The 21,824-nt window shown below is 64.2% G+C and carries 22 protein-coding genes; 13 read left to right on the forward strand and 9 right to left on the reverse strand.

Annotated elements, in window-relative coordinates:
• The first annotated feature begins 44 nt into the window (after window positions 1–44).
• From JFU04_RS14885 to JFU04_RS14895, 3 genes are all read left to right on the forward strand, one after another.
• Window positions 45–1,352, forward strand: a complete 1,308-nt coding sequence (locus JFU04_RS14885; protein ID WP_201144610.1) for a carbohydrate porin — start codon at window positions 45–47, stop codon at window positions 1,350–1,352.
• 24 nt (window positions 1,353–1,376) lie between these two features.
• The gene (locus JFU04_RS14890; protein ID WP_201144612.1) at window positions 1,377–2,399 is read left to right on the forward strand and encodes a LacI family DNA-binding transcriptional regulator; all 1,023 of its coding nucleotides are present in this window, start codon (window positions 1,377–1,379) and stop codon (window positions 2,397–2,399) included.
• 153 nt (window positions 2,400–2,552) lie between these two features.
• On the forward strand, window positions 2,553–2,834 hold the full coding sequence (locus JFU04_RS14895) for a hypothetical protein (RefSeq protein WP_201144614.1): 282 nt from the start codon (window positions 2,553–2,555) through the stop codon (window positions 2,832–2,834).
• Between the two features lie 14 nt (window positions 2,835–2,848).
• Here the strand turns inward: JFU04_RS14895 and JFU04_RS14900 are convergent, their stop codons facing one another.
• On the reverse strand, window positions 2,849–3,046 hold the full coding sequence (locus JFU04_RS14900; RefSeq protein ID WP_201144616.1) for a hypothetical protein: 198 nt from the start codon (window positions 3,044–3,046) through the stop codon (window positions 2,849–2,851).
• Between the two features lie 179 nt (window positions 3,047–3,225).
• Here JFU04_RS14900 and JFU04_RS14905 point away from each other — a divergent pair, with 179 nt between their 5' ends.
• Window positions 3,226–3,831 (forward strand): cysteine hydrolase, encoded by a 606-nt coding sequence (locus JFU04_RS14905; protein WP_106803756.1) that lies wholly within the window; start codon window positions 3,226–3,228, stop codon window positions 3,829–3,831.
• A 39-nt stretch (window positions 3,832–3,870) separates the two neighbouring features.
• Here the strand turns inward: JFU04_RS14905 and JFU04_RS14910 are convergent, their stop codons facing one another.
• On the reverse strand, window positions 3,871–4,263 hold the full coding sequence (locus JFU04_RS14910) for a tautomerase family protein (protein ID WP_065908326.1): 393 nt from the start codon (window positions 4,261–4,263) through the stop codon (window positions 3,871–3,873).
• Window positions 4,264–4,479: 216 nt separating this feature from the next.
• Between JFU04_RS14910 and JFU04_RS14915 the strand changes: the two genes are divergently transcribed.
• Window positions 4,480–4,758, forward strand: a complete 279-nt coding sequence (locus JFU04_RS14915; protein ID WP_065908324.1) for a hypothetical protein — start codon at window positions 4,480–4,482, stop codon at window positions 4,756–4,758.
• A gap of 9 nt (window positions 4,759–4,767) precedes the next feature.
• Here the strand turns inward: JFU04_RS14915 and JFU04_RS14920 are convergent, their stop codons facing one another.
• The 7 genes from JFU04_RS14920 to JFU04_RS14950 all read right to left on the reverse strand — a co-directional run bounded on the left by JFU04_RS14920 (window position 4,768) and on the right by JFU04_RS14950 (window position 11,391).
• Window positions 4,768–5,169, reverse strand: a complete 402-nt coding sequence (locus JFU04_RS14920) for a hypothetical protein (protein WP_106803753.1) — start codon at window positions 5,167–5,169, stop codon at window positions 4,768–4,770.
• A gap of 62 nt (window positions 5,170–5,231) precedes the next feature.
• Window positions 5,232–6,167, reverse strand: a complete 936-nt coding sequence (locus tag JFU04_RS14925) for a FecR domain-containing protein (RefSeq protein WP_201144618.1) — start codon at window positions 6,165–6,167, stop codon at window positions 5,232–5,234.
• Window positions 6,164–6,673 carry a sigma-70 family RNA polymerase sigma factor gene (locus tag JFU04_RS14930; protein ID WP_105696888.1) on the reverse strand — a complete coding sequence of 170 codons (510 nt, stop codon included), beginning with the start codon at window positions 6,671–6,673 and terminating at the stop codon, window positions 6,164–6,166. Before JFU04_RS14930 ends, JFU04_RS14925 begins: the two co-directional genes overlap by 4 nt.
• Window positions 6,674–6,901: 228 nt before the next feature.
• The gene (locus JFU04_RS14935) at window positions 6,902–8,449 is read right to left on the reverse strand and encodes an MFS transporter (RefSeq protein WP_201144620.1); all 1,548 of its coding nucleotides are present in this window, start codon (window positions 8,447–8,449) and stop codon (window positions 6,902–6,904) included.
• A 13-nt stretch (window positions 8,450–8,462) separates the two neighbouring features.
• Window positions 8,463–9,680, reverse strand: coding sequence for a cytochrome P450 (locus tag JFU04_RS14940; RefSeq protein WP_201144622.1), 1,218 nt, complete (start codon window positions 9,678–9,680; stop codon window positions 8,463–8,465).
• A complete protein-coding gene (locus tag JFU04_RS14945) occupies window positions 9,680–10,357 on the reverse strand; it encodes an HAD family hydrolase (RefSeq protein ID WP_201144624.1) in 678 nt (225 codons plus the stop codon). The genes JFU04_RS14940 and JFU04_RS14945 overlap by 1 nt, the downstream gene beginning before the upstream one ends.
• Window positions 10,354–11,391: a ScbA/BarX family gamma-butyrolactone biosynthesis protein gene (locus tag JFU04_RS14950; protein ID WP_177410334.1), complete on the reverse strand. Its 1,038-nt coding sequence runs from the start codon at window positions 11,389–11,391 to the stop codon at window positions 10,354–10,356. Before JFU04_RS14950 ends, JFU04_RS14945 begins: the two co-directional genes overlap by 4 nt.
• Before the next feature lie 285 nt (window positions 11,392–11,676).
• Here JFU04_RS14950 and JFU04_RS14955 point away from each other — a divergent pair, with 285 nt between their 5' ends.
• The 8 genes from JFU04_RS14955 to JFU04_RS14990 are packed head-to-tail and all read left to right on the forward strand — an operon-like array spanning window position 11,677 to window position 21,824.
• Window positions 11,677–14,370, forward strand: coding sequence for a TonB-dependent receptor (locus JFU04_RS14955; protein ID WP_201144626.1), 2,694 nt, complete (start codon window positions 11,677–11,679; stop codon window positions 14,368–14,370).
• A 19-nt stretch (window positions 14,371–14,389) separates the two neighbouring features.
• On the forward strand, window positions 14,390–15,049 hold the full coding sequence (locus tag JFU04_RS14960) for a class II aldolase/adducin family protein (RefSeq protein ID WP_065908315.1): 660 nt from the start codon (window positions 14,390–14,392) through the stop codon (window positions 15,047–15,049).
• Complete coding sequence (locus JFU04_RS14965) at window positions 15,046–15,864, forward strand: transporter substrate-binding domain-containing protein (RefSeq protein WP_201144628.1); 819 nt, start codon at window positions 15,046–15,048, stop codon at window positions 15,862–15,864. Before JFU04_RS14960 ends, JFU04_RS14965 begins: the two co-directional genes overlap by 4 nt.
• Window positions 15,857–16,600 carry an amino acid ABC transporter permease gene (locus tag JFU04_RS14970; RefSeq protein WP_201144629.1) on the forward strand — a complete coding sequence of 248 codons (744 nt, stop codon included), beginning with the start codon at window positions 15,857–15,859 and terminating at the stop codon, window positions 16,598–16,600. Before JFU04_RS14965 ends, JFU04_RS14970 begins: the two co-directional genes overlap by 8 nt.
• Window positions 16,590–17,267 (forward strand): amino acid ABC transporter permease, encoded by a 678-nt coding sequence (locus JFU04_RS14975; RefSeq protein ID WP_065908310.1) that lies wholly within the window; start codon window positions 16,590–16,592, stop codon window positions 17,265–17,267. Before JFU04_RS14970 ends, JFU04_RS14975 begins: the two co-directional genes overlap by 11 nt.
• A complete protein-coding gene (metC, locus tag JFU04_RS14980; protein WP_201144631.1) occupies window positions 17,264–18,478 on the forward strand; it encodes a cystathionine beta-lyase in 1,215 nt (404 codons plus the stop codon). The genes JFU04_RS14975 and metC overlap by 4 nt, the downstream gene beginning before the upstream one ends.
• The gene (locus tag JFU04_RS14985; protein WP_201144633.1) at window positions 18,475–19,509 is read left to right on the forward strand and encodes an ABC transporter substrate-binding protein; all 1,035 of its coding nucleotides are present in this window, start codon (window positions 18,475–18,477) and stop codon (window positions 19,507–19,509) included. The genes metC and JFU04_RS14985 overlap by 4 nt, the downstream gene beginning before the upstream one ends.
• A gap of 26 nt (window positions 19,510–19,535) precedes the next feature.
• Window positions 19,536–21,824, forward strand: a complete 2,289-nt coding sequence (locus tag JFU04_RS14990) for a TonB-dependent receptor (protein ID WP_201144635.1) — start codon at window positions 19,536–19,538, stop codon at window positions 21,822–21,824.

A 21,824-nucleotide genomic window follows, 5' to 3' on the forward strand; every position in this document is an offset into this window, starting at 1 on the left:
CGGCCTGCTCCAGGCCGCGTCCCTGCCTTTGAAGGAAAAATCAGATGCTACGTTTTCCACTGCGCTGCCTGGCGGCCTGCGTTGCCATGGGCGTACCTGCGACACACGCTGCGGATGCGTTCGCCAGCGACTCACCCTGGATGAGCGGCGATTGGGGCGGCCTGCGCAGCGCCTGGCTGGCCCAGGGGGTGGATATCAAGTTGGGTTACACCGGCGAAACGTCGACCTTGCTACGCGGCGGTTACCAGCACAAAGACCGCTCGACCCGCTACGCCGACCAATTCAACGCAGGCGTCGACATCGACCTGCAAAAGCTGCTGGGCTGGCAGGACGCAGCCTTTAGCCTGGGGCTGACCAACCGCAACGGCGTCAATAACCTTAATCAAAAGATCAGCGCACCCGGCGCCGCAGGCATGGGCTCGACCCAGGAGATCCAGGGCCGTGGCAGCGTGACCCGCCTCAGCGAACTGTGGTTGAGCAAGGGCTGGCTTGACGATGCGGTGAACATCAAGCTGGGCCGGTTCGCCGTCAGCGATGACTTCGCCGTGGAAGACTGCCTGTTCCAGGGGCTGGCGTTCTGTGGCTCGCAACCGGGCAACTACGTGAACAGCATCTACAACGGCCCGATCAGCCAGTGGGCCGCGCGGTTGCGCTACCGCTTGAGCCCGACGGTGTATGCACAGGTCGGCGCGTTCAATGTGAACCCGTCGAACCTGGAGAATGACAACGGCCTCAAGCTCAACACCCACGGCACCACCGGCACCTTCACGCCGCTGGAACTGATATGGAGCCCGACTATCAACCAACTGCCCGGCGAATACCGTGTGGGTTATTACCACAGCACCGCACAGGCCGAGGATGTGTACAAGGATCAGTTCGGGCAAGCGGCGGCCACCCGTGGCAACGCCTATCGCACCGATGCCACACGGCATGGCGAGTGGGTCGTGGCCAAGCAGCAGCTGACCTCGGTCAACGGCGACACTTCTCGCGGCCTGACCCTGACGGCCAGCGCCACGTTCCAGGATCGCAACACGACGGCGATCGACAGCTACCAGAAACTCAGCCTGGTCTATAAGGGCCTGTGGGATGCGCGTCCCACCGACACGCTGGGCGCCGGCATTGCACGTGTTCACGCCAGCTCGGTATACCTGCGCAATGCCCGCGCGGTAAACGCCGCTGGCGGTGACTTGCCCGAGCAGCACAGCGAATATGTTGCCGAGCTGAACTACGGGATCCAGGCCACACGCTGGTTGAACATCATGCCGAACCTGCAGTACGTGAAGGACCCGGACGGCGTTCGTCAGGTCAAGAATGCCCTGGTACTGGGCCTGCAAGTACAATCGCAGTTTTAACCGGCCACAGGATACGCACGCAGCATGGGCAACACCCTCAAGCGTCACGGCCTGATCAAGGTCGCAGAATTGGCCGGCGTCAGCCTGAGCACCGTGGACCGGGTCCTCAATGATCGCGGGGGCGTGTCCGACACCAAGCGGCGCAAGGTCCTGGCGATGGCGCGTGCGCTGGGTGTGCGTCGCGGCCTGCCCGCGCCGTTCACCGGCCCGATGATCGTCGATGTACTGTTGGCCGACAGCGCCACTGACCATTTCAAGCGCCTGGATGCGGCGTTCGAGCGCCAGGCACAACGCCTGCGCTCGGACCTCACGTTGCGCCGCCAGCGCTGGCCGGAAAACGCCCCCGGGCAACTGCTCGACGCCCTGCGCAAACCGCGTTCGCGGCGCCATGGCATGATCGTCGTCGCGCCCGACACGCCGGACGTGCACCAGGCGCTGAACACCATCGTGCAGAACGGCACGCCCACCGTCTTGCTGACCACCAACCTCAGCACAGTCGAGGGCGCGGTGTATGTCGGCATCGACAATCACGCCGCCGGGCGCAGTGCCGGGCGCTTGATGAGCGAATGGATCGGCCAACGCCCCGGCGCTGTGCTGCTGACGGTCAATTCGCTCGCCTACAGTGCTCATCAGGAGCGCGCCAGAGGCTTCATCGACGTAATGACGCAGCGTGCACCGGCTACGCGCATTGTCGGCCCGGTCGAGTGCTTTGATGACGATGAACTGACCCGCGCGGCCGTCGCGCAGTGCCTCGCCGTCGGGCCCTTGGCAGGACTGTATGACACCGGCAGCGGTTCGCAGGGTATCTATGCGGCGTTGGCGCACAGGCAGGTCGATCCGGTATGGATCGGCCATGAGGCCACCCCCCAGCACGCCGCGCTGCTGCGCCAGGGCGTGATGTCACTGGTACTCGATCAGGACCCGGAAGGTCAGGTGCAGGCCAGCATCGACTATCTGCTGCACACCCACGGCATGATCGACACGCCTGCGCTGCTGCCACTGGCGATGAAAATCATCATCGAGGAAAACCTGCCCGGCGCCTTGTGACCGCCGCGTGTGATTGCAGGCGTGCGCAGCGCCTCGGCCTTTGTGTGATGTCGATTGAACGATGCGTTGGCGCACGGGCTCTATTCACTAGAGCAGCGCGCGCAGCAGAACTTCAGCGCGTCGCGTCCACGCCCACTCACAAAAGGTCAGTCCATGTCTTACGATTACCAGGGTACCGCCAGTGTCATCACGGCCTCTCGTCATCTGGGCACCGCTTCAGATGAACACCTCAATGAGTCGGTGGAAATCCAACTGACCAGCAGCGGCAAGCCGACAATCGCGCGCCTGAACTTCGACCGGCCCCTTCAATGGCCTGGGCACCCGAATTTTGTCGCGGTCAGCCTGCCCGATGGCTCATCCGTAGGCGGGGTGATCGTCGAGATCGAACGAACCACGGACGGCCCTGGCTGGGTGACGTTCACCGTGGACGACTGACGGGTGTGCCGTCGTCAGGCATCCGGGTGTTCACTCGCGACCGAATCGGCGGCGTCCACGTCCGACATGTCTTCTTCAAGCGGCGCACCGTCTTCCGGCGGCAGCGGGATCTGACCTTCCGTGCGCTTCGGGTCCGGGCCGGTTTCGTTGTCGGTTGTGCGCGTTACCACCTGTTGGGATTGGTTGCCCGGCGCTTTTTCGTCAATGTGCATGCTGTTTCTCCAGTCTGGCGCGCGGGGAATCCGGGCTTAAACATGAGAGGCAGAGGGTGCACGAGAGTGCCGGGCAATGGACGAACGGCGAGACGCGCACTGCAGTCAAACAAATCCAGCCTCCGGCCCGCACTTGATCTACGATTAAAAGCCCACCGCCCGCCTCTCGGAGAATCCGCATGAACCCGCACACCACCGCGCTTGTGTTGATCGAATTCCAGAATGATTTCACTACCCAGGGTGGCGTGTTCCATGACGCTGTCAAAGACGTCATGCACGCCACCGACATGCTCGCCAATACCGCCACCACGGTGCAGCAAGCCCGCAAGCTCGGGGTGAAGATCGTGCATTTGCCGATCAGCTTCGCCGCGGGGTACCCCGAACTGACCACGCGCGACTATGGGATTCTCAAGGGCGTGGCCGACGGCAACGCCTTCAGTGCGGGCACCTGGGGCGCCGAGATCACTGCGACGCTGTCCCAGGACAGCAGCGATATCGTCGTTGAAGGCAAGCGCGGGCTGGATGGCTTTGCCACCACGGGCCTGGATCTGGTGTTGCGCAACAATGGCATCCAGACGCTGGTGGTGGCGGGTTTCCTGACCAACTGCTGCGTCGAGGGCACGGTGCGCTCGGGGTATGAGAAAGGCTACAACGTCGTCACCCTGACCGACTGCACGGCGACGTTTACCGAGGAACAACAGCAGGCGGCGGAAAACTTCACACTGCCAATGTTTTCGCAGACGCTGAAACACACGCAGTTTCTGCAGGCGCTGACGGCCCCATGAAAAAAACCGGCGACTCCTGGATGAGTCGCCGGTTTTTGCTTATTCGGTCGGTGCGTACTGCATTTCACCGTTGCCGAACGACCAGTCCTCGCGCTTCACGTCCACCAGGCTGATCCACACATCCTCCTTGCGCAGCCCGGTCTTGGCGTGAATGCCTTCCGCGATGAATTGATAGAAGGCCTTTTTCACCGCCACGCTGCGCCCGGCATTCCAGGTGACCTGGATAAACACGATGCTGGGGGTGTAAGTCACGCCCAGGTAGCCAGCGGCGGGATACACCAGTTCATCGCGAGCATGCCGATTGATGATCTGGAATTTGTCGTGCTCGGGCACATTCGCAACGCTGGTCATCGCCGCGTACACCACGTCGCCAATGGCGGCAGCGGTTGCTTCGGTAGTGTCGGCGGCGAGGTCGATTCGAACTAAAGGCATGGCAGAATCCTTGGCAGGTCGGTGGCCATTCCACAGCGGCGGCCCGTGATCACTACCCTAGGCCTGTGCGAACAATTCATCAATCGCATATTCAGCAATAATAGATATGATTATTACGCATATTGAAGCCGCATGACCTGTGACACTTGCATGAACCGAACGCGAAAAAGCCGTAACATGCGGCCTTCGTTCAACACCTCATGGAAGACATCACGCATGAACAACCTGTCTGGCGCGCTGCGCCTGGTAGTCTCCCTGCCGATTTACGCCGCGTCCATCCTCGCATCCCTGCTCACTCTCAAGCCGCTGTTCGATGCGGGGATGATCTTGCTGGCGGGCTTCCTGACCCCTTATCAAATTGGCCGCGTGCTCGGCTATTTACTTGCCAGTGCGATATTGACCACGATTGCCGCCGGTCTGTGGATGCTGGCTCGGTACGTGCGCACGTCGCGTTTTCGCAAACAGCCGGCGCCGGTGGCCAACCCGTTGCCGTGAGGCAGGTGCTTAGTTCGACGGGGCTTTGACTGTCGCGCTCTGCCCCGTCTCGACATCACGAATGTCATAGCTCCAGCGGCCTTTCGACGCCTCGCCATACAGCCCATAGGTTCGGCCACCGACCAGGCTCACCGTGGTTGCGAGGGGCGCGGTTCGGCCCTCCCCAATCGACCAGGTAGCTTGCAGGGTGTGGGTGCCGGCGCCGAGGCGGTATTCGTTCTGACGACCCAGCCAGAACAGCGTCCCGTTGTTATCAATACGGGTGATCGTCAGGTGTTTGTCGAACTGCTGGATCACCGCAACCTGGTCCGCAGGTTTTCCTTCTGCGCTCTGGTGCTCGTAATGAATACAGCCGGTCAGCGCCAGGCTGAAGCCCAGCATCGAGAATGCGCGAACGTGTTTGGCAAGCATGCTTTCAATCCCTTGAAAAGGGCGTGATCCTAAAGACATTCAGCACGTGCATCAACCGCCAATCAGGCCCGCGCGCCAATCAACACAACCACCCCACCCCATTGCCGCACCTTGATCGGCAGGCTCTGCTCGAGGGCCTCGAGGGTCTGCCGCGCATCATCCAGGGGAAAGCGCCCGGTCACGCGCAGACCGGCTACAGCGGCGTCCAGGCGCACGATGCCGTTGCGATACGGGCGAATTGCGTCGACCACGCTGGCCAGGGTCTGGTTGCGCACCACCAGCCAGCCGTCAAGCCAGGCGGTATCAGTGGCGGCCATGGGCACCTGGGTAAGGATGCGTTGATGATCGAACAGCGTGCTCTGGCGCATCGCCACCCGCTGCTGCGTGCCGCCTTCGAAGTGCAACACCGCGTCGGCATCCAGGGTCACCAAGCGTATCGCAGCGCCCTGCTCGCTCAGCATCAGGCGGCCGGTGCTGGCGCTGATGCGGCCGGCGCGGGTGTCGACCTGCAGCGGGCGCAGCACATTCACCAGCATTTCCCCGGCGCGCAGCTCCAGGCTGCGCGGCTCCCCCTTCAGCGTGGCGAGCACCTGGCTGCGCGCATTCAGCTTGAGTGTGCTGCCATCCGCCAGTTGCCAGGTACGCCGCTCGGCGGTACCCGTGGCATAGGACTGCCCCGCGTCGTCGAAACGCGAGACCCAGCCCGCGCCCGCCGCCAGGCCCACCGCACACAGGCTGGTACGCAGGAACGAACGCCGGCTGCTCGGCTGCTCCAGGCTGCGCAACAGCTGCGCGCTGGAGCGTCCACGCCACGGCGAGGCCTTGAGTTGGTCGAGGCCGGCGATCAGTTGCGCGTACACCTGGCGATGGTGCGCCGAGGTACTGCGCCATTCATCCAGCGCTTCTTGCTGCGCGGGGCTGAAGTCGCCGGACTGGATTTGCACCAGCCAGCCGATGGCCTCTTCGGCCACCGGGTCGTTCAACGGGTGTTTGCTCACTCACTCAACCCCAGGTAACAGGCTCGCAGGGCCTGGGTCATCAATTGGTGGATGCGCCCCAGGGACAGGCCCAGCCGTTCACTGATCTGTGTGTAGGTCATGCCATCCAGCTGGCTGTGCACGAACACCGCCTTGGCCTGCCCCGAGAGGCCATCGAGCAGCCGGTCGATGGCCAGCAGGCTCTCGATCAGGATCAACTGTTCCTGCGGCGACGGGTGCACGTGTTCGGGCACCTCGGCGAGGATCTGCAGGTACGCCCTCTCCAGGTCGCGACGGCGCCAGCTCTCGTACATCAGGCGCTGAGCGATGGTGGTCAGCAGCGCGCGCGGTTCGCGGATCGCAGTGGGGTCGGGCAGCATCCACACCTTGAGGAACGTCTCGGCGGCGATATCCTCTGCGCTGTGGCTGCAGCCGGTGCGGTAGGACAACCGCGCGCACAACCAGCTGTAGTGCTGCTGGAAAATCTGGCCGATGAGGCGGGTCTTGAGCAAAGCATTCGGGTCCATAGGTCCATAATCTTCATGGACTGCACACGCCAGCGGACAAGTGGTGGTGGGCCTGTCGGTTTGAGGTAGACCTGCATCCGGGCAGGTGAATCCAGTTTGCCCCAGTGGGCATCACCAGATAAAAGAATAAAAAAAGCCATCAAACTGCATTTTTTGCATAACCCTGGATAACCTTCCAGGCACGCAAAGTCACCGCCCGCAACCATCGCGGGCAGTGTGAAACTGCGCTTACTGAGCGGCGAGTTGCGCCTCGCTGCGTTCCTGTTCACGCAGTGGCCGTACCAGCCAGGTCACCACCACCGTCAACACCAGCAGGATCAGCGCCAACACCCACAGCACGCCGTGGAAGGCACTGTCATAGCCGCCGATAAACAGGCTGTGCACAGTGTCGGCCTGCTCGGTGCCCAGCGCCTGCAGCGAACCGGTGAGGTTGCCGGCGGCAACCTCGTCGATCCAGCGCTGCAGGGTGCCGGGGTCCGGTGCCAGGCGGCTCAAGGTGGCGCGCAATTGGCTGTCGAGCAAGGTCGCCAGGAGTGAGCCGTACAAGGCCACGGCAATCGCCTCACTGCCCAGGCGGAACGTGTTGAGCAACCCGGCGGCCATCCCGGCTTTTTGCTCCGGGACGGTCTTCAGCGCCAGCCCATCCACCAGCCCCGCCGACAGGCCCATGCCGATGCCCACCAGCAGCAAGGGCAGCGCCAATTGCCACAGCGCCACACCCACCTGGCTGACCAGCGCCAGCGCGACCACGCCGACCAGCAAGGCAATCAGGCTGGCCTTGAGGATGCCGATCGCCGACACCCCGCGCGCCGCCCACTTGCCGGCCAGGATCGGGCAAAACAGCATCGGTACCGTGAGCAGCAACATCGCCAGGCCGGCGTGGGTCGCGCTCAGTTGCAGCACGCCGAACAAGTAGCTCGGCAGGTAGGTCAGCAACGTCACGAAGCCGAACGACGCCGCGACCGTCACCAGCGCCAGGCCGACAAAGGGCCCGCGCGCCAGCAGCGACAGGTCGAGCATCGGCTGGCGATGGCGCCGCTCCTGCCAGGTGAATACCGCCAGCAACACCGCCGCCACGGCCACCAGGCCGAGTACGCCCTGGCTGCTCCAGCCCCATTGCGAGCCCTGCACGATGGCAACCATCAGCGCCAGCAACGCCAGCACGAACAGCGTCGCCCCCGGCACATCGAAGCGCGCGGTGCGCTCCGCCAATGCCCCGTCGCGGGTAATCAGCGGGCTCCCCAACAGCACAATCACCAAGGTCACCGCATGCGCCCAGAAAATCGCGCGCCAGCCGACACTGTCCAGCAACAGGCCGGACAAGGTCGGCCCCAGGCTGACGCCCAGCCCCGCCACCGTGCCGAACAAGGCAAATGCGCGCAGCCGCGCCGGGCCGCTGAAGTGGGTGGACAAAATGGCGATGCCGCAGGAGAAAATCGCTGCCGCGCCGATGCCCGCCAGCCCCCGTGCCGCGTCCAGCAGCCAGGCACTCTCGGCCACCGCAGACAGCACCGAAGCGACCACGTACAGCGACGCACCGGCGACGAAGCAGCGCTTGCGCCCGAGCCGATCCGCCAGCGCGCCCCAGGCCAGGGTGAAGCAGGCGAACGCCAGGTTGAAGGCGTTGACCACCCATTGCAGACTGGTCAGCGGTGCCTGGATATCCGCGCCGATGGCCGGCAGCGCGAGGGCCGTGCCGGAAATGGAACTGGGCACGACAAATATCGCCAGCAGGATGATGCTCAGTAGCGCCGTATCGGCAAAGGTCGTTTTCATGGGTCCTTCCAGGTCAGGTTGAAGTAAAGCCGAGCACCGGTAAACGGGCCGGACGGCGCAGGATGATGCCGTCGATCCAGGGCACCTGGTCCGCCGGCACCGCCAGGCGCAGGTTGGGAAAGCGTTGCACGAGGATCTGCAACACCGTGGTGATTTCCAGCCGGGCGAGTGCCGCGCCCATGCAGTTGTGCATGCCATAGCCGAACTGCAAATGCCGCGCGCCCTTGCGGTCCAGGCGAATCGCCAGCGGCTCGGGGAATGCCGCCGGATCGCGGTTGGCGGCAAACGCATCGGCGTAGATGATGCTGCCCTCGGGGATCAGCCCCCACGGCCCTTCCAGGTCGACACTGGCCAGGCGCGGAAAGGTCGAGATAGTGCCCAGCGGGATCAGCCGCAGCAGTTCTTCGACGGCCTCCGGAATCAGCCTCGGGTCCTCCACCAATTGCTGCCACAGCTGGGGCGCCGCCAGCAAGGTGTACACCGACTTGGTCAGCACAGTGAGGATGTTCTGGTCGCCGCCGATCAACACGCCGAGCAGGATGCCCACCAGTTCCTTGTCGTTGAGCGGCGGTTCGCTGTCGGCACGGCTGGCGACGAAACGCTGGATCAACCCATCGGGATAGGTTGGCCGCGCGCCGGTGACCAGGTCCGTCAGGTAGTTGTAGACGCCCCAGAACTGGTTCAGCAGCTCCGGCACATCCGCGTCCGACGCCACCTGCACGGTATGGCTGAGGGGTCGGTAGTACTCCCGGTCGCTCAAGGGAATGCCGAGCAACTGGCAATCCACCGTCGCGGGAATGTGGTCGAGCACCTGGGCAAACAGGTCGGCACCGGGCGCCTGGCGTTGCAGCACGTCCAGGCGTTCGTGGGTGGTTTGCTCGACCTTCTCACGCAGCACCGCCACGCCGCTCGGGCTGAAGTCACGCGCGACCACTTTGCGCAGGCGGCCGTGGTCGGGAATGTCATTGTTGAGCAGCAGTTCGGGCGGCGTAATAGTCGGCAAAAAGCTCGCGCCGTCTTCTTCGTTGCACGGGGCACGAATCGCGCGGTTATCCAACAGCAGCGCCTGCACGTGTTCATATCGAGTCAAGTGAAAGGCCAGGTGGCCGCTGGGCAGCAGGATCCTCGGCAAGCCATTGGCCGGGCTTGCAGGTTGATAAGCCGGCGGCGCATCCAGGTGCGGGATGCGCGCCACGGTCACTTCAGGTGTGGCGGTCACGGCGATATTCATCAGGCAGGCTCCACGGCAGGTTGCAACAGGCTTACACCGGTGACGCGCTGCAGTTGCGCGAGGGCCTGGTGGTTGTCGGTGAAGTGCAGCACTTGCCAGCCCAACGCTGCAGCGGCGTGAATATTTTCCGCCACGTCATCGATCAACAGGCTGTGCTGCGGCGCCACGCCCGAACGTGCGGTGGCCACCTCAAAAAACGCCGTGTCCGGCTTGCGGGTGCGCTCCTGGCTGGAGTCGACGATCAAGTCCACGACCTCATCCAGGCCGACCATCGCGCGCCAATGCAGCGACCACTCGACCACGTTGTTGGTGAGAATACCGACGCGAAAACCGCTACGTTTCAACGCGCGCACGGCGGCCACCAGTGGCGCATTCGCGGGCACCCCGGCGAACCATTGCTCGCCGAAGCCTTGCAGGCGCGCACGCGACAGGTCGATCTGCGGATCGCGGCGACGCAGCGCCTGCTCCAGCCGTGCGCCCCACTCGCGCTCGGTCAGCAAGGCGTTCTCCACCGGTGCGAGCATCGGCACGCCCAACTCCTGCGCCACGTCGCTCATGGCCTGCTGCAACACGCGCGGGGCCAGGCCGGTCTTGAGCTGGTATTGCTCGAACAATGCCGGGATCGGCGGCGACAGCACGCCGCCGAAATCGAACCAGATAAACTCCGGCGCGCTCATCGCACACCCCCTGCCACCAGGGCCAAGGGCTGGCTGGCAGCCACCGGCAGCAACTCCAGCTCGGCGGTGGCAATCACCACGCCGTCCTGCTCGACATCCAGCGCGAGGGTGATCTGGCCGTGTTCATCACGGGACAAGGAGGCGAGATCTGCACGCACTCGCGTCGGCAGACCGAACTCGCCGAACCGCGTGAACACCACATGGCAGCGCGACAGCAACAGTTGCTCGGGGGCGACCTGCAGTTGCCGGTCAGCCGCCACCAGCGCGACCTGGCGAAAGCCTTCGAGCAACAGCATGCCGGGGATATGATCCAGCGGATGGTCGAAGATCGCCGGGTTGTTGAGGTCGACGATCAGCGGCGCGACCAGGCTCTCGGCGCCCTGCTCCAGGTCCCGGCCGAGCACCACGTTATTCAGCCAATGACGCCCCACCGCCGAAGGGCTCAAGGGCGGCGGCAGTTGTGCCAATGGGTCGGCGTCCAACGGAATGGCCGCCAGTCCACGGGCACGCATCTTGTTCCAGGCCGCGCCGCTCATCCAGCGAATGCTCATGCGTTCGTGGCGCGCGGCGACTTCGCCATTGATGCTCAGCGACATGTTGAGGGTGACGCCGCTGCGCTCGCCATGGCGCAGGTATTCATCCACGACATACACATCGATCGACGCTGACGCCGGGCGATCGCCGACCACCAGCAAATGCCGTTCGGTCACGCGAGTGACACTGTCCAGGTAAATAAACTTGTCCTGGGCATTCACTTGCAGAAACGCGTGGGAGATATAAATCGACGCCTGCCGGAACACTTCAAGCAATAACAACATGTCGTAGTGCGCGGCACGGTGCGTATGTTCACTGAAGTAACTGTGGGTGCGCGGTAATTGCGCACTGCAGCGAAAGTGTCCGTCCTTGATGCGTTCGGCGCCGGTCAGGAATACTTCGCTGACGGCGGCACGGTGCACCATGCTGCGCGGAACGGTGTTTTCGCAATGCAGGCTCGGCACCGAGCCAAGCGGGTTCAAAACTGATACGTCAGACATGGGCATCTGTCTCCTGATGAGCTTTTCCGTAAGCGTGCAGACCGCCGTACATGTTCACATCGGTGAACTTTGTATGCTGTGCGCGGACAACCCGATCTGGCTGTCAGTACCCTTGTGCGAATACTCCCTTATATTTTCAGTGCGCACTTAGATCAGTTTGATCGAAGCTTATGCGCACAACAAAATCATCTAGACACCCAACTAATCGTTCTAACTTAGTGGTGAAAATCCGCCCGCGAAGTTGCTCAAGGTCGTAAAGAACATCACGACCCGGAGCAGATTTGCATGTTGAAAACAGGATTCACCCTGGCGCCGCTGGCCTGCGCATTGGCCCTCGGCGGGCTGACGCTGCCGACCCTGGCGTTGGCTCAAAACGAGGCGACGTCGGTACAGACGGTGATTGATTTCAATATCCCCGCAGGGCCGCTGGATGAGGTGCTGCTGAGCATCTCCCAGCAAAGCGGCCACCCGATTGCGTTTGACCCGCCGCTGGTAGAAGGCCGCGCCAGCCGCTCGATCCAGGGCCGCTTGAGCCAGGAACAGGCACTGGGCATTGCCTTGAGCGGCTCCCAGTTGGGCTTCAGCCAGACCGCCAGCGGTGCGGTGTTGATCCACCGACTGGCCAGCACCGCCGCCCCCGCTGCCGCCATCAACAGCGAGCCGCAGGCACCGCGATTGAAATCGGTCGAAGTGATCGGCACCCGCCGCAGCGACGTCACCGCCCTGCAAAGCGCGGCGCCGGTGGATGTGATCAGCAGCGAACAGCTGGAACGCGCCGGCACCGATAACCTCGCGAAGGCCCTGGAAACCCTGGTGCCGTCGGTGAACTACCCGCAAGTCAACGGCACCGACGGCGTGTCGTCACAGCGGCCGGTGTCGTTGCGCGGGCTGGCGGCCGACCAGGTGCTGGTGCTGGTCAATGGCAAGCGTCGGCATGCCTCGGCCTTCGTCAACACCAAGGCCACCCTGGGCCGTGGCTCCCAGGCGGTGGATCTGTCGACGATTCCGGTCAGCGCGGTCGACCATATCGAAGTGCTGCGCGACGGCGCCTCGGCGCAGTACGGCTCGGACGCGATTGCCGGGGTGATCAACATCGTGCTCAAGGAGCAGGACCACGGCGGCGCGGTGCAGAGCACTTTTGGCCAGTACACCAAGGGCGATGGCTTTCGTCGCTCGGTAGGCGGCTGGACCGGCTTCACCTTGCCCGGCGACGGTTTCCTGACCCTAAGTGGCGAAGGCCTGCGTAGCGAACGCACCTCCACCGGCGGCACCGATGGCCGGCAGTTCTACCCCACCGGCGATGCCCGCGAAGCGGATGCCGACCGTCACTGGCGCTACGGTTCCCCGGGCCTTGAGGATTGGAACCTGGCGCTGAACAGCGGCCTGTCACTCAACGACGCGGTCGACTTGTACGGCTTTGCCACCTACCAGGACCGCACCGGTGAATCCCAGGCGACTTTTCGCCGCCCCATCGACCCCAACAACCTGGTGGCCGTGTACCCCAACGGTTTCCTGCCACTGCTGGATGTGCGCTCGCGGGATGCCTCGGTCACCGGCGGCGTGAAGATCCGCGATGAACAGCTCGGCAGCTTCGACCTCAGCGCCAACTACGGGCGCAACCGCATCGACTATCACCTCAGCGATTCGCTGAATGCCAGCCTCGGCCCCGCCAGCCCGACGAGCTTCAACGCCGGGGCGCTGGTGAATGAGCAGACCAACGTCGGCCTTGATCACGTCAAGGAATTCAAGGTCGGCTGGGGCGCCGGCCCCCTGGTGTTTTCCAGTGGCCTGGCCTGGCGCAACGAGTCCTATGAAGTGATCGCCGGCGACCTCGCCTCCTGGACCCACGGCACGGCCCTGCCCGCCCGCGCGGGTGGCGCCCAGGGTTTCCCTGGCACCCAGGACAGCGACGAAGGCCGCTATGCCCGCCACGTGTTCGGCGGCTACCTGGGCCTGGAGCAGCAGGTCACCGAAAAGCTGCAACTGGGCCTGGCCGGACGCAGCGAGCACTACGACGATTTCGGCACCACCACGACCGGCAAGTTTTCCGCGCGTTATGACTTCACCCCGCAGTGGGGCCTGCGCTCGACCCTGAGCAGCGGCTACCGTGCGCCGACCCTGGGGCAGATCGGCACCTCGGCGACCCAGACCGAATTCAAGGCCGGCGACCCGACCGCCTACCAGGTCGGTACCGTCAGCGTGAACACGCCCGTGGCGCGGGCCTTGGGCGCGACTGACCTGAAGCCGGAAAAATCCACCAGCCTGTCCCTCGGCGTGGTCTGGCAACCGATTGAGCGCGCCAGCGTCAGCGTCGATGCGTACCACATCCGCATCAAGGACCGCATCGCCCTGTCGGAAACCCTCAGCGGCACCCAGGTCAGCCAGATTCTCGCCAACCAAGGCTACGGCAATTACTCCGGGGTGAGCTTTTTCACCAATGCACTGGACACCAAGACCAGCGGCGTCGACGTCGCCGCCCACTATCGCCTGGACCTGGCCGATGCCAGCCAGTTGACCCTCAACGGCGCCTTCAACTACAGCAAGACCCAGGTCACCGACATCAAGGACAACCCCGGCCCCCTGGCCGGCACCGGCATCACCCTGATCAATCGTGAAGCCTTGAGCTACGTGGAAAGCGCCTCGCCCAACAGCAAGCTGATCCTCGGTGCCGACTGGCGCAAGGGGGCGTGGCAGGCAAGCTGGAACACCATTCGCTACGGCACCTACACCCTCGACTCCAACCTCGGCGAAGCCCGCGACCAGACCTTTTCGGCGCAATGGGTGAGCAACGCCAGCGTGTCCTACGACATCAGCCAGGCACTCACCCTGACCCTGGGCGGCAACAATATTTTCGACAGCTACCCGGACAAGATCGACGTCGCCAACCGCTTTGTCGGCGGGCGCGTGGCCTACCAGAGCATCTCGCCGGCTGGTGCCGAAGGCGCCTTCTACTACGTGAAAGCCGACTACCGCTTCTGACCCTCACAAGGAGTTCCCGATGAGCTTTGATCCTGTGCGTTTTACCCAAGTGTTCGAACACGAATTTGCCCTGGCCAAGCAGTTGCTGATCAAGCACCAGGCGCTGTCGAGCAACGAGGCAGGCAACATCAGCCTGCGCATTCCTGGCGAGGAGCGGCTGGTGATTGCCTCGCTCAGCGGCGCTGACAGTGGCGTGGCGGCCATCGTCGATTTCGACCTGCGCCACAGCCAGGGCAGCCTCACCGACAACCTCCAGGAAGTTGCCGCGCTGCATGTAGCGATCTACCGCGAGCGCCCGCAAGTCAATGCGGTGATCCACACCCACTCGCCGTACCTCACCGCCTTCGCCATCGCCGGGCGCCCACTGCGTGCTCACGCCGCACAGCTGCTGGGGATCCTGGCGGAAGATGAGGAAATCCCGCTGACCGCCTGGGGCCCGCGTTACGCGCCGGAGCCGGTGGTCGCGGCGCTGCGTGAGCATCCCCACGCGCCGGCGGCGTTGCTGGCCAATCATGGGCCGTTTGCCTGGTCGGAGCGTGATGTGCTCGCGGCGACGCGCTTGCTGGTGAACCTTGAAGAAGCCGCCTACCTGACCTTCCTGGCCCAGCAACTCGGCACGCCACAGCCCTTCCCCAGCGGCGCGGCGCAGCGTTCGCGGCTGGGCTGGAGTGCGACATGAGCCGGACGGTCGCCGCCCTCGCGCTCCTGGCAGTGTTCGCCGTGCCCGCCCATGCCGAGCCCCTGCTGGAACGTGCGCAATCGCGCGGCACGCTGAACGTCTGCACCAGTGACGAATTCCCGCCGTTCAAGACCCTGGACGCCCAAGGCAAACCCGCCGGCTTGATCATGGACCTGATCGTCGACCTGCAACAGCAGCTGTCCGCCGAGGTCGGCCAGCCGCTGAAGCTGCAACTGGTGCAGGTCAACCCGTTGAACCGTTTGCTGTTCCTCGACCAGGGGCGTTGCGAAGTGCTGGTCACTTCGTTGCTCGACACCCCGGCGCGGCGACGTGAAGTGGACTTTGCCAGCCCGGGTTTCTACAGCTCGGCCGCCACGGTATTCGCGCCGAAAAGCACCGCCGTGCCGGACTGGCAAAGCCTGCGCGGCAAAACCCTGTGCGCGCCTGCCACCAGTGTGTGGGTACGCCCCTTTGAAAGCCGCTATGGCGTGCAATTCGCCTCGTTCAACGGCACCGCCGAAGTGCGTAAGGCCGTTGCCGATAGCCGTTGCCTCGGGGCGATGGGTGACGATGCGTTGTACAGCGCCCTGGCGCGCCAGCCGGAATGGGCCGATTACGAAGTCAAGTTGCCAGGCCAGGATCCGGCGCCCTGGGGTATCGCCCTGCGCAAGGGCCAGCCGGCGCTGCTGGCCGCCGTGTCGGGCATCGTCGAAGGCTGGCATGCCCACGGCGTGATCATCGACCTGGAACAGCGTTACGGCCTGGCCCCCAATGCCTGGGTCGCGCAGCAGCATGCACGGGCCAGCCATGAGTGAAATCAATCTGCGCCTGTGGCTGGAACAGCATGGGCTGTCGCTGAGCATCCTGTGGGACCCGATGGACCGCCAGCGCTTCCTGCTCGGCCTGGGGCTGACCCTGTTGTTGTCGGTGGCAAGTATCGCGCTGTCGCTGGTCATGGGAATCCTCGGCGCAGCCGGACTGGGTTCGCGCCGCCCGCTGTGGCGTCACCTGAGTGCGGCGTACATCGCGTTGTTTCGCAATACGCCGCTGTTGGTGCAGCTGTTCTTTTTCTACTTTGGCGTCGGCGCATTGTTGCCGCTGGTGGACGGCGCCAGTGTGCGCCTGCTCAATGGCACGCAGTGGGCAATCATCGTGATTGCCCTGCACAGCGGCGCATTCCAGGCCGAAAACCTGCGCGCCGGCATCGACGCGGTGCCGCGCGCCACCCTCGACGCGGCCGCCGCCCTGGGCCTGCACGGGCGCACGGTGTTGCGCCATATCGTGCTGCCGCTGGCCCTGCGCAACAGCCTGCCGGCGATGGGTAATACGGTGGTGCAAACCATCAAGTCGACCTCGATCGCCTACGCGATTGCGGTGCCGGAACTGCTCTATGCGAGCAACCGGATCTGGTCGGACAACTTCAACGTCGCGGAAATGATGCAGGTACTGCTGCTGGTCTGGCTGCTGTTGATCGGCCTCAGCAGTTGGCTGCTGCGCCGCCTCGAAGACTATCTGCGCCTGCCTGGCCAGGAGCTGCCCGATGCCGCCTGAGTCGAGCCTTTTCCAACTGCTGTGGCAGTGGGCGCCGGCCCTGCTGCAAGGCTTCGGCCTGAACATCCTGATGGGCATCACCGCGATGCTGGTGGCGACGCTCGGCGGTGTGGCGCTCGGCAGCCTGCAGGTCAGCGCCCACCCCGGCCTGCGGCGTGGCGCCGGGCATCTGAGCCGTTTGCTGCGCAATCTGCCGTGGCTGGTGGTGATGTTCTATGTGGCCTACCTGCTGCCCTATGAAGTGCAGTGGGCCGGGCGTTGGTGGCAACTGCCGGACTGGCTCAAGGTCGCGTTGGGCCTGGCCATGCCTGCCATCGGCTACGTCTCGGAGATCGTGCGCGGCGCCGTGCGTGCAGTGCCGACCGGCCAATGGGAAGCCGCCCAGGCCCTGGGCATGCGCCACGGCCAGGCGCTGCGTCACGTGATCATCCCGCAGACACTGCCGAGCCTGGTGGCGCCGTGGATGAACCTGTATTGCGCGGTGACCATGTCCACCTCCCTCGCCAACCTGCTGGGGGTGGAAGAGTTGATGACCACCGTGCAGTCGCACCTCTCGACCCAGCTGCGCAACGACCTGCTGCTGCCCGCCTACGGCTTGGTGTTCATCGCGTTCTTTATCTACATCTACCCCCTTTCACGCTGGGCCAAGCGGCTGGAACGCGCATGAGCCCCTCCTGGAGTACGCCCCCCTTGCGCGACGATACCCGCCTGACTCACCTGGGCCGCGATCCGGCCAACCACGCCGGCACCGTCAACACCCCGGTGTACCGCAGCTCGACCTTTATCTGGCCCGACACCGGCACTCTCGAAACCCACCTGCAACAGGCCGACGACCCGCACTATCGCGGACACATCTACGGCCGTAACGGCAACCCCACCACCGCCGCCTTCGAAGACGCCGTGGCACAGCTGGAAGGCGGCTTTCGCGGGCTGATCATGCCCAGCGGGCTGGCGGCGATTGTCGGCGCGGTGCTGGCAGTAGCGCGGGCCGGCGACCATATCCTGGTGACCGACAACTGCTACTGGCATGCCCGCCAGGTGTTTGACCAGGTACTGCCGCGCTACGGCATCCAGGCCACCTATTTCGCGCCGATGCTCGGTGCCGACATCGCCGGTTTGCTGCGCCCCAACACCCGCCTGGTCTACGCCGAAGCACCCGGTTCGAGCACTTTCGAAGTGCAGGACATTCCCGCCCTCGCAGAGGCCGCGCATGCCCACGGCGCGCTGCTGATGCTCGACAATACCTGGGCCACGCCGCTGTTCTTCAAGGCGTTCGAGCACGGCGTGGACATCTCGATCCATGCCGCCACCAAGTACCTGGTAGGCCACAGCGACGCCATGCTCGGCGTGATCGTCACCACCGAAACGCTGTACGCGTCAGTGCGCGAAACCGTGCGCCAGCTCGGCTATATCGCCAGCGCCGACGATGCCTACCTCGGCCTGCGCGGCCTGCGCACCCTGGGTGTACGCCTGCGTCAGCACCAGCGTTCGGCACTGGCGGTCGCGCAGTGGTTGCAGCAGCGCCCCGAAGTCGCCCAGGTGCTGCACCCGGCCTTGCCCGAGGCCACCGGGCACGCGTTATTCAAGCGCGACTTTCTCGGCTCCACCGGGCTCTTCGGCGTGGTGCTCAAGCCCGTCTACGCGCCCCAGGCCAGGGCCTTTCTGGAAAGCCTGCAGCTGTTCGCCATGGGTGCCAGCTGGGGCGGTTTCGAAAGCCTGATCCGCCCGCAACAACGCCACCCTTCCGCGCACATCGAACCCGGCGTGTTGCTGCGCCTGCATGTGGGCCTTGAAGCGGTCGAGGACTTGATCGCCGACCTGCAACAAGGCCTGGAACGCCTGAGTGTCACCCCACCTGCCTCGAGGAATCTGTCATGAGCCAAACATTGCCCACCCACTACAGCATTTGCCCGTTGTTGGTCGCGTCGAACATCGCCGTGGAATTCGGCTGGCTGGATGAGGAATACCAGCGCGTCGGCGCCGACGCCATCTATCTGCGCTCACTGCCGGAAAACCTGGGCTGGTTGCCGCACTTCACCCATGGCGAATCGCGGTTGATTCGCGACGGCGGTGCTGTGCCGGCCTTGTGGGCGCGCGCCGACCAGGCCGACACGCTCCTGGTCGCCACGACTGCCACGCAGCGCGCCGGGCAGATTCTGGTGCGCGCCGAGGGCCGCATCCGCCAGGTCGCCGACCTGTTCGGCAAGCGCATCGGGGTGCCGGTCAGCCGCAATAAGGCGCGGATCGATGTGCTCAAGGCCCTGGCCGAACACGGCTTGTTCAATGCCCTGCAACTGGCGGGGCTGGAACCGTCGCAGGTGCGGCTGATCGAGCTTGAGGACGAAGGTGATCCGCAGACGTTGCAGCCGGCGATCCGGCCTTCGGCGTTCTGGTCGCAACTGCATGGGTTGCATGGCAAGCCTGGACATGAAGTCCAGGCGCTGGCCGAAGGGCGTGTGGACGCGGTGCATGTGGCCGCCGGGCACGTGCCGGCGCTGTTGGCCAGCGGCGAATTCACGGTGATCGAGGACCTGGAACGCTACCCGGACTGGACCTTGAAAAACCACAACGGCCCCTACGCCACCACCGTCAACCGCGCGTTTGCCGAAGAACACCCCGAGGTCGTCGTGGCATTCCTGCGCGCTGCAATCCGCGCCGGCCACTGGATCAACCAGCACCGCGATGCCGCCGCCGAGCTGTTCACGCGGGTGACCTTCCTGCCGGATGCCGGGTTTATCCGCCGCGCCATCGCCGAGCTGGATTTCGTGCCGCAACTGGCCGCGCAGAACCTCGCCGCCCTGGAGTTGAAAAAGGACTTCCTGGTGCAACGCGGGTTCCTGCAGAACGACTTCAGCGTGCACGAGTGGGCCCAGCCCGAGTTTCTCGCCAAGGCCCACGCCGGTTTTTGACGCCACCTCTTTGCCAAGGACAGACAATGATTGCTCAGTACCGTAAAACCCTGCTCGCCAGCCTGTTGGTGGCCGATTCCAGTTGGGCGGCGCAGGCCGCCAGTTCCACCGAACCGCAACTGAGCAAAGTCGAGGTGGTCGGCGCGCGCGTAACCGAGGCCAGCGCCGCCATCGGCGAAGACAAGATCAGCAATACCCTGACCATTTCACACCAGGCGTTGCTGTCGGCACCGGCCGGTACCTCGGGCCTGAAAATGCTCGAGGCGCTGCCCGGTTTCAATGTGCAGGTCAACGATGCGCTGGGCTTGTATGAGTTCGGCAACTCGGTGTTCGTGCGCGCGTTCAACCTGCAGCAGATCGGTTTTTCCATCGACGGTGTGCCGTTGGGGCGCACCGACCAGTTTGGCGGCAGCCCAATCTATCGCTATGTCGACAACGAAAACACCGAGCGGGTTACCGCCTCCACCGGCGCCGGCGATGTCTCGCAATCGGGCTACGCGTCCCTGGGCCCGTATGTGGATTACCAGACCAGCAACCCCGCGGTCGAGCCCGGCGCAAGCCTCTCCTACACCCTGGGCAGCGACAGCCTGCGGCGCAGTTTCGTCAAGCTGCAAAGCGGTGAGTACCAGGGCCTGTCGGCGTATTTCAGCCGCTCTAAAATCGACGGCGACCTGTGGCGCGGTCCCGGCACCATTGACCGCGAGCACCTGGAAGCCAAGGTGCGCTACCGCTTCGGTGATCGTGATGAGGTGTGGCTGCGCGCGGTGCACAACGCGTTCTACGACTATGACTCGCCGTACGTAAGCATCGCCCAGTACGACGGCAGCGCCAACGACCCGTTCGGCCGCTCGGGCCGTTACTTCGCCTACCTCGGCAGCCTGCCCGACTTGCCCGAGACCGTGCCCGGCGTCCGCTACAGCAACACCAACTACAACCAGTTCTACAAGCAGGCGGTCAACCAGCGGCGCGACACCTTGTACAGCCTCGGCGGCCAGTTCGAGATTCGCCCCGACCTGCTCAACTACACCACGCTGTACTACGAGGCCAAGAAAGGCTTTGGCGTATCCCCCGAGGCCTACGCCACTTCCCTGGCGCTGCACAACGCCGAAGGCAACGTCGATGGCCTGTTCGCACCTCGCGGCGTGCAATACGGGTTGTCTTCCCTCAGCGGCCATCGATTTGGCGGCCGCACCGGCCTGCAATGGGAGGTCGGCCAGCACCAGATCGACACCGGCGTGTGGGCCGAGACCGATGTGTTCAACCGTCAGCAGGCGCGCTACAACCTCACCGACGGCAGCCCGGCCGGCGAACCGTTGTTCAATGAGCCGGTGCACCTGCAAGGCGATTTCAGCTCCACTCGCGACTCACTGCAGTACCACCTCAAGGACACCTGGACACTGCTCGATGATCGCCTGCGCCTGCAGTACGGGTTCAAGAGCCTGCACCTGAAATACCGCATCGAGGGCTACCGCAATGCCGGCGACTACATCAACAACCGCCAGCCGCGTATCGCGACCCAGTGGAACGACGCGTTCCTGCCCCAGGCCGGGTTGGTCTACAACCTGACCGACGACACCCAGGTGTTCGCCTCCTACTCGGAAAACATGGCGCTGCCGCGTGGTGCCGACGATATCTTCCGCGCCGCCAGCCCCAGCGCACCACCGCCGGAAGCCGAACGCGCGAAGAACTATGAAGTCGGCTACCGCATCAATCGCCCAAGCTTCAACGCTGCGTGGGCGCTGTACCGCACCGACTTCGACAACCGCCTGCAAGCCTTCGCCTCGCCGGTCCCCGGCAGCAGCCAGGTCGAAACCTACTACCAGAACGTCGGCAAGGTGCAGGCCTACGGCAGTGAACTGAGCGGGCAATGGAAGCTGCCGTACCTGGCTGACAAAGTCGTGCTCAACGGCAACCTGACCTACAACACCTCGACGTTCCAGAACGACGCCGGCGGCCTTTCGATCAAGCACAACGAGGTACCCGACAGCCCGCGTTGGCTGGCCCAGGCCGGCGTCACCTATGAGTTGGCGCCGTGGGCAGTGCTGAATTTCTCGGCGCGTTATATCGGCGAGCGCTACAGCAACTTCACCAACAGCGAATCGGTACCCGGCTACACCCTCTACAACGCCTACCTGGACCTGGGTGGCGAGCGCCTGCATTACGGGCCGCTGAAAAATGTGAAGGTGCGCTTCAACGTCGACAACCTGTTCGACAAGGACTACCTGGGCTACATCCTCACCAGCACCAGCGGCCCCGCGGTCTTCCGCCCGGGCTCGCCGCGCACCTTCCAAAGCACCCTGAGCATGGAGTTCTGA

It is taken from the genome of Pseudomonas sp. TH21 (genome assembly GCF_016651025.1).
GTDB lineage: Bacteria > Pseudomonadota > Gammaproteobacteria > Pseudomonadales > Pseudomonadaceae > Aquipseudomonas > Aquipseudomonas aylmerensis.

Coding starts and splice junctions, on each gene's coding strand:
- JFU04_RS14885 (WP_201144610.1), top strand. CDS start 45: ATGCTACGTTTTCCACTGCGCTGCCTGGCGGCCTGCGTTGCCATGGGC.
- JFU04_RS14890 (WP_201144612.1), top strand. CDS start 1,377: ATGGGCAACACCCTCAAGCGTCACGGCCTGATCAAGGTCGCAGAATTG.
- JFU04_RS14895 (WP_201144614.1), top strand. CDS start 2,553: ATGTCTTACGATTACCAGGGTACCGCCAGTGTCATCACGGCCTCTCGT.
- JFU04_RS14900 (WP_201144616.1), bottom strand. CDS start 3,046: ATGCACATTGACGAAAAAGCGCCGGGCAACCAATCCCAACAGGTGGTA.
- JFU04_RS14905 (WP_106803756.1), top strand. CDS start 3,226: ATGAACCCGCACACCACCGCGCTTGTGTTGATCGAATTCCAGAATGAT.
- JFU04_RS14910 (WP_065908326.1), bottom strand. CDS start 4,263: ATGCCTTTAGTTCGAATCGACCTCGCCGCCGACACTACCGAAGCAACC.
- JFU04_RS14915 (WP_065908324.1), top strand. CDS start 4,480: ATGAACAACCTGTCTGGCGCGCTGCGCCTGGTAGTCTCCCTGCCGATT.
- JFU04_RS14920 (WP_106803753.1), bottom strand. CDS start 5,169: ATGCTTGCCAAACACGTTCGCGCATTCTCGATGCTGGGCTTCAGCCTG.
- JFU04_RS14930 (WP_105696888.1), bottom strand. CDS start 6,673: ATGGACCCGAATGCTTTGCTCAAGACCCGCCTCATCGGCCAGATTTTC.
- JFU04_RS14935 (WP_201144620.1), bottom strand. CDS start 8,449: ATGAAAACGACCTTTGCCGATACGGCGCTACTGAGCATCATCCTGCTG.
- JFU04_RS14940 (WP_201144622.1), bottom strand. CDS start 9,680: ATGAATATCGCCGTGACCGCCACACCTGAAGTGACCGTGGCGCGCATC.
- JFU04_RS14945 (WP_201144624.1), bottom strand. CDS start 10,357: ATGAGCGCGCCGGAGTTTATCTGGTTCGATTTCGGCGGCGTGCTGTCG.
- JFU04_RS14950 (WP_177410334.1), bottom strand. CDS start 11,391: ATGTCTGACGTATCAGTTTTGAACCCGCTTGGCTCGGTGCCGAGCCTG.
- JFU04_RS14955 (WP_201144626.1), top strand. CDS start 11,677: ATGTTGAAAACAGGATTCACCCTGGCGCCGCTGGCCTGCGCATTGGCC.
- JFU04_RS14960 (WP_065908315.1), top strand. CDS start 14,390: ATGAGCTTTGATCCTGTGCGTTTTACCCAAGTGTTCGAACACGAATTT.
- JFU04_RS14965 (WP_201144628.1), top strand. CDS start 15,046: ATGAGCCGGACGGTCGCCGCCCTCGCGCTCCTGGCAGTGTTCGCCGTG.
- JFU04_RS14970 (WP_201144629.1), top strand. CDS start 15,857: ATGAGTGAAATCAATCTGCGCCTGTGGCTGGAACAGCATGGGCTGTCG.
- JFU04_RS14975 (WP_065908310.1), top strand. CDS start 16,590: ATGCCGCCTGAGTCGAGCCTTTTCCAACTGCTGTGGCAGTGGGCGCCG.
- metC (WP_201144631.1), top strand. CDS start 17,264: ATGAGCCCCTCCTGGAGTACGCCCCCCTTGCGCGACGATACCCGCCTG.
- JFU04_RS14985 (WP_201144633.1), top strand. CDS start 18,475: ATGAGCCAAACATTGCCCACCCACTACAGCATTTGCCCGTTGTTGGTC.
- JFU04_RS14990 (WP_201144635.1), top strand. CDS start 19,536: ATGATTGCTCAGTACCGTAAAACCCTGCTCGCCAGCCTGTTGGTGGCC.